6 protein-coding genes are annotated in these 6046 nt (G+C 72.0%); 2 read left to right on the plus strand and 4 right to left on the minus strand.

The genetic code is table 11. The annotated features are described in order from the left end of the window. The first annotated feature begins 29 nt into the window (after nt 1–29). Both glpK and proC read left to right on the plus strand, forming a co-directional pair. Entirely contained in the window at nt 30–1562 is a 1533-nt protein-coding gene (gene glpK / locus A612_RS12010; protein WP_040436769.1) for a glycerol kinase GlpK, read from the plus strand. A 33-nt stretch (nt 1563–1595) separates the two neighbouring features. Next, nucleotides 1596–2435, plus strand: a complete 840-nt coding sequence (proC, locus tag A612_RS12015; protein ID WP_019374719.1) for a pyrroline-5-carboxylate reductase — start codon at nt 1596–1598, stop codon at nt 2433–2435. A 19-nt stretch (nt 2436–2454) separates the two neighbouring features. On the opposite strand, the gene ubiA is transcribed toward proC, so the two are convergent. From ubiA to A612_RS12035, 4 genes are all read right to left on the minus strand, one after another. Further along, nucleotides 2455–3363: a 4-hydroxybenzoate octaprenyltransferase gene (gene ubiA / locus A612_RS12020; protein ID WP_019374720.1), complete on the minus strand. Its 909-nt coding sequence runs from the start codon at nt 3361–3363 to the stop codon at nt 2455–2457. Further along, entirely contained in the window at nt 3360–3884 is a 525-nt protein-coding gene (locus A612_RS12025; protein WP_019374721.1) for a Dps family protein, read from the minus strand. Before A612_RS12025 ends, ubiA begins: the two co-directional genes overlap by 4 nt. Before the next feature lie 39 nt (nt 3885–3923). After that, nucleotides 3924–4889, minus strand: coding sequence for a LysR substrate-binding domain-containing protein (locus tag A612_RS12030; protein ID WP_019374722.1), 966 nt, complete (start codon nt 4887–4889; stop codon nt 3924–3926). Between the two features lie 55 nt (nt 4890–4944). After that, nucleotides 4945–6046: ATP-dependent DNA helicase RecG (locus tag A612_RS12035; RefSeq protein ID WP_019374723.1), on the minus strand; the 1102-nt coding region annotated here is incomplete at its 5' end.

A 6046-nucleotide genomic window follows, 5' to 3' on the forward strand; every position in this document is an offset into this window, starting at 1 on the left:
CCCGCGCGGCCGCCGTATCCTCGGCCGCCATGACGAAGACCTACCTGCTGGCCCTCGACCAGGGCACCTCCAGTTCGCGCTCCATCGTTTTCGACCCGGCGGGCCGCCTCGTGGCGCAGGCCCAGCAGGAGTTGCCGCAGATCTATCCGCGCCCCGGCTGGGTGGAACACGATCCGCGCGAGATCTGGCGCACGCAGCTGGCCACCGCGCGCGCGGCGCTGGCGCAGGCCGGCATCGGCGCCGCCGAGGTGCGCGCCATCGGCATCACCAACCAGCGCGAGACCACGCTGGTGTGGAACCGCAGGACCGGCGCCCCCATCCACCACGCCATCGTCTGGCAGGACCGCCGGGCCGAGCCCGCCTGCGCGCGGCTGCGCGAGGAGGGCCACGAGGCCCTGATCCGCGAGAAGACGGGCCTGCTGATCGATGCCTACTTCTCCGCGACCAAGCTGCAATGGCTGCTGGAGCACGTGCCCGGCGCGCGCGCGGCGGCGGAAGCCGGCGAGCTGGCCTTCGGCACCGTGGACAGCTGGCTGGTCTGGCAGCTCACGGACGGCGCGCGCCATGTGACGGACGTGAGCAACGCCAGCCGCACCATGCTGTTCAACGTCCACACCAACCAGTGGGACGACGAGCTGCTGGCGCTCATGGACATTCCGCGCTCCCTCATGCCGGAAGTGCTGCCCTCGGCCAGCATGGAGTTCGGCCGCACCGCCGCCGGGCTGCTGGGCGGCTCAATCCCGATCGCGGGCGTCGCGGGCGACCAGCAAAGCGCCCTCTTCGGCCAGGCGTGCTTCTCCGCAGGCATGGCCAAGAACACCTATGGCACGGGCTGCTTCATGCTGATGCACACCGGCCACCGCTTCGAGAAAAGCGAGAACGGCCTCCTGACCACCAGCGCGGCGCAGGCCACGGCCACGCCCGAGTACGCCATGGAGGGCAGCGTGTTCGTCGGCGGCGCGGTGGTGCAATGGCTGCGCGACGGCCTGCACGCGATCCGCGCGAGCAGCGAGGTACAGCAACTGGCCGAGAGCGTGCCCGATTCGGGCGGCGTGGTGATGGTGCCGGCGTTCACCGGCCTGGGCGCGCCCTACTGGCAGCCCGATGCGCGCGGCACCATCACCGGCCTCACGCGCGGCACGACGCTGGCGCACATCGCGCGCGCGGCGCTCGAATCCATCGCCTACCAGAGCGCCGCGCTGCTCGGTGCCATGAGCCGCGACGCGGTGGCCGCGGGCGGCGCACCGGTGTCCGAGCTGCGCGTGGACGGCGGCGCCTGCGTGAACGATCTGCTGATGCAGTTCCAGGCCGACCTGCTGGGCATCCCCGTGGTGCGCCCGGCCTGCGTGGAGACCACCGCCCTGGGCGCGGCCTACCTGGCCGGCCTGGCCAGCGGGGTCTATGGCAGCCGGGAGGAGCTGGCGGGCCTGTGGCGCGTCGAGCGGCGCTTCGTGCCGACCATGGAGCGCGCGCGCGCCCAGGAACTGATGGCGCGCTGGGAGCACGCCGTGGCCCAGGCGACGCTGGCGCCCGCCCAGGGCGGACAATCACCGCTTTCCTGACCCACGCGCCCGCCGCGGCCGGAGCCTCTTGCCATGAACCCCTCTCCCGACACCCCGCTCGACCTTCCCCTGGCCTTCATCGGCGGCGGCAACATGGCCAGCGCCCTGATCGGCGGATTGCTCCGGCAGGGCCTGCCCCCCGACCGGATCGAGGTGGTGGAGCCCTTCGAGCCGGCGCGCGCGGCGTTGCAACAGGACTTCGGCCTGGCGCCGCAGCCGGCCGCCGGGCCGCAGCTGGCGCACGCGCGGCTGGTGGTGTGGGCGGTCAAGCCCCAGACCTTCGCCGCCGCGGCCGCGCAGGTGCGCCCCCACGCGCCGGCCGACGCGCTGCACCTGAGCGTGGCGGCGGGCATCACCACCGACAGCATCGCCCGCTGGCTGGGCAGCCAGGCCATCGTGCGCGCCATGCCCAACACGCCGGCACTGGTGGGTCAGGGGATGACGGGGCTGTTCGCTCGCGCCGAGGTGGGCGAGGCCGGCCGCGAACTGGTCGAGCAGGTGCTGCGGCCCACGGGCCAGACATTGTGGGTGGAGCGCGAGGAATTGCTGGACGCGGTCACGGCCCTGTCCGGCTCCGGTCCGGCCTATGTGTTCCTGTTCCTGGAGGCGATGGCCCGCGCCGGAGTGGAGATGGGGCTGGAGCCCACCGATGCGCAGCAGCTGGCGATCGCCACCTTCCAGGGCGCGGCGGCACTGGCGGCGCGCTCCGACGACGCGCCGCAGCTGCTGCGCCAGCGCGTGACCAGCCCAGGCGGCACCACGCACGCGGCCATTACGCACCTGCAGGAGGCGGGCGTGCCGGAGCATTTCATCGCCGCCATGCACGCCGCCCAGCGGCGCGCCCGGGAGCTGGCGACCGAGTTCGGCGGCTGAGGCAGGCGGCGCGAGCGCGTCAGCGCAGGGCAAAGCCCAGCGCCACGCCGGCAAAGAGCGTCGCGCCAATCCAGTGGCTCTTGCTGAAGGCGATGAAGCAACCCTCGCGCGTGCGGCCGCGGATCAGTGTGTAGTGCCACGCCACCTGGGCCGCCGCCGCCCCCAGGCCCAGCCACACGGGCCAGCCCAGGCCCAGCGGCAGCAGCACGGCCGCGGTGAGCGCCAGGCACAGCAGGAAGAACAGCATCACGCCCGCCACGTCGAAGCGCCCGAGCGTGATCGCCGAGGTCCTCATGCCGATCTTCAGGTCGTCGTCGCGGTCCACCATGGCGTACTCGGTGTCGTAGGCCAGCACCAGGAACAGGTTGGCCAGCCACAGCAGCCATGCCTGCTGCGGCACCTCGCCCTGCACCGCCGCGAAGGCGATCACGATGCCGAAGTTGAAGGCGATGCCGAGGAAAGCCTGCGGCATGGCGAAGAAACGCTTGGTGAAGGGGTAGAGGATGGTGAACAGCACCGCCGGCACCGACCAGGCGACCGCCTCTCGGCGTGTGGTCAGCACCAGCGCGAAGGCAACGAGCGCCAGTGCCGCGGCCAGCAGCAACGCCTCGCGCACCGAGACCTGGCCGGTGGTGACCGGCCGCGCCTGGGTGCGCTTCACGTGCCGGTCGAAATTCCGGTCGGCGACGTCGTTGACGCAGCAGCCGCTGCTCCTCATCAGCACCGTGCCGGCGACGAACACGGCCAGCAGGTGCCAGCCGGGAAAGCCGCCGGCCGCCACCCACAGCGCCACCAGCGTCGGCCAGACCAGCACCAGCCAGCCGGCCGGCCGGTCGAAGCGGACCAGGTCGAGGTAGAGCGCGAGGCGGCTGCGCCCGGGCGCGGGCGAGCGGGCCGAGGCGGGCACGGCGGCAGGGGGCTGGGTCATTCCTCCAGCAGCGAGCGCAGCATCCAGGCCGTCTGCTCGTGCACCGTCAGGCGCTGGGTCAGCAGGTCGGCGGTGGGCTCGTCGCTCGCCTTCTCCGCCGCCGGGAACATCTCGCGGGCGGTGCGCGCCACGCCCTCGTGGCCCTCGACCAGGATGCGCACCATCTCCAGCGCAGAGGGCGGATCCTCCGGCGCGTCGGCCAGGCTGGCCAGCTTGCCGAAGGCGGCGTAGGAGCCGGGGGCGTGGTGGCCCAGCGCGCGGATGCGCTCGGCGATCGGATCGACCGCGTTCCACAGCTCGGTGTACTGCTCCATGAACATGGCGTGCAGCGTGTTGAACATCGGGCCGGTGACGTTCCAGTGGAAGTTGTGGGTCGTCAGGTACAGCGTGTAGGTGTCGGCCAGCAGGCGCGACAGGCCCTGGGCGATGGCTGCGCGGTCCTTGTCGCTGATGCCGATGTTGATGCGCGGGGCGCCGCCCGTGGCGCCGAGGGTCTTGGGACTGGCTGTCTTCTTGGGCATGTGCTCTCCTTTACAAAGAAACGATGGGACAGGGGGACCTCAGGATAGCCGCGCCACGCCGGGCAGCTCGCAGGCGTAGACCGCATTGCGCAGTGCGGCCACGGCTTCGTAGCGGGTGAAACTGCGCCGCCAGGCCAGCACCACGCGGCGCTGGGGCGGCGGGCTGCCGTCGGCCTCGACGATGGGCAGGTAGCGGATCGGAGCGATGTCGCTTTTGCGGCGGCGCGCGCCGGCGTGCAGCGCATCGCGCGGCACCGACAGGCGCGGCACCAGCGTCACGCCCATGCCGGCCGAGACCATGTGCTTGATGGTCTCCAGCGACGAGCCCTCGAAGGTGCGGCGGATCCCTTCGGCGTTGGTCGCGTAGCGCGCGAATTCCGGGCAGACCTCCAGCACGTGGTCGCGAAAGCAGTGGCCGGCGCCCAGCAGCAGCATGGTCTCGTTCTTCAGTTGCGTGGCGCTGACCGAGTCCTGCGCCGCCAGCGGGTGGCTGGCCGGCACCGCCGCCATGAAGGGCTCGTCGTACAGCGGCGCGATCGCCAGGCCGGTGTCGGGAAAGGGTTCGGCCAGGATGGCGCAGTCGATCTCGCCGGTGCGCAGCATCTCCAGCAGGCGCACGGTGAAGTTCTCCTGCAGCATCAGCGGCATCTGCGGGGTGCGGGCGATGGCGTGGCGCACCAGCTCGGGCAGCAGGTAGGGGCCGATGGTGTAGATCACGCCCAGGGTCAGCGCGCCGGCCAGCGGGTCCTTGCCGCGCTTGGCGATTTCCTTGATGGCGGCGGCCTGTTCCAGCACGCTCTGCGCCTGGCGCACGATCTCCTCGCCCAGGGGCGTGACGCTGACCTCGCTCGCGCTGCGCTCGAAGAGCTTGACCTCCAGCTCGTTCTCGAGCTTGCGCACGGCCACCGAGAGCGTCGGCTGCGAGACGTGGCAGGCCTCGGCCGCGCGGCCGAAATGCTTCTCGCGCGCCACGGCGACGATGTACTTGAGTTCGGTCAGGGTCATGTCACGGCGTCCACGGGCATGCGCCAATTGTGCACCGCCGCCCCATAGCCCCGCGCTATGCCTTGAGGAATTCCGCCCGCGAACCCAGCCAGCGCTCGATGTGCTGCTCGGCCAGCTGCGGGTGGCGCTCGAGCAGCTGCGGCGCCGCCTCGCGCGCCCACTCCAGCAGTGGGGCATCCTGCTGCAGGTCGGCAAAGCGCAACAGCGCGTCGCCCGACTGCCGTGCGCCCAGGAACTCGCCCGGCCCGCGGATCTCCAGGTCGCGCCGCGCGATCTCGAAGCCGTCGGTGGTCTCGTGCATGGCCCTGAGGCGCTCGCGCGCCGTCTCGCCCAGCCGTCCGGTCTCGCCGGTGGAATACATCAGCACGCAGGCCGAGGCCGCCGCCCCGCGGCCCACGCGCCCGCGCAGCTGGTGCAACTGCGACAGGCCGAAGCGCTCGGCGTGCTCGATCACCATCAGCGAGGCGTTGGGCACGTCCACGCCGACCTCGATCACGGTGGTGGAGACCAGCACACCCATGCGCCCGGCCTTGAATTCCTCCATCACGGCGCGCTTGTCCGCCACCGGCATGCGCGAGTGCAGCAGGCCCACGCGCACCTGCGGCAGCGCCTCGCTCAGTTCCAGGTGTGTGGCCGTGGCGTTGCTCAGGTCCAGCGCCTCGCTCTCCTCGATCAGCGGGCAGACCCAATAGACCTGCCGCCCGGCCGCCACCTGCGCCGCGATGCGCTGGATGACCTCCTCGCGCCGGCTGTCCGAGACCAGCCGGGTGAGCACGGGCGTGCGCCCGGGCGGCAGCTCGTCGATGGTGGACACGTCCAGGTCCGCGTAGTAGCTCATGGCCAGCGTGCGCGGGATGGGCGTGGCGCTCATCATCAGCAGGTGCGGCTCGAGCGCCCTGCCGGCCTCGGCCCCCTCATGGAGCTTCCTGCGCAGCGCCAGGCGCTGGGCGACGCCGAAGCGGTGCTGCTCGTCGATCACCGCCAGCGCCAGGCGGTGGAAGCGCACCTGCTCCTGGATGACGGCGTGCGTGCCCACCACCAGGGCCGCCGTGCCGTCCTCGATGGCCGCCAGCATGGAGGCGCGCTCGCGTTTTTTCTGCGCCCCCGCCAGCCAGGCGACGTGCCGCCCGCGCGCGGCCAGCAGCGGCTCCAGCCAC

Source organism: Melaminivora alkalimesophila (genome assembly GCF_000282995.1).
In the GTDB taxonomy this organism is placed as follows: Bacteria; Pseudomonadota; Gammaproteobacteria; order Burkholderiales; family Burkholderiaceae_C; genus Melaminivora; species Melaminivora alkalimesophila.

Excerpts from the sequence above, each read along its gene's own strand:
- glpK (WP_040436769.1), top strand. The coding sequence starts at position 30 with ATGACGAAGACCTACCTGCTGGCCCTCGACCAGGGCACCTCCAGTTCG.
- proC (WP_019374719.1), top strand. The coding sequence starts at position 1,596 with ATGAACCCCTCTCCCGACACCCCGCTCGACCTTCCCCTGGCCTTCATC.
- ubiA (WP_019374720.1), bottom strand. The coding sequence starts at position 3,363 with ATGACCCAGCCCCCTGCCGCCGTGCCCGCCTCGGCCCGCTCGCCCGCG.
- A612_RS12025 (WP_019374721.1), bottom strand. The coding sequence starts at position 3,884 with ATGCCCAAGAAGACAGCCAGTCCCAAGACCCTCGGCGCCACGGGCGGC.
- A612_RS12030 (WP_019374722.1), bottom strand. The coding sequence starts at position 4,889 with ATGACCCTGACCGAACTCAAGTACATCGTCGCCGTGGCGCGCGAGAAG.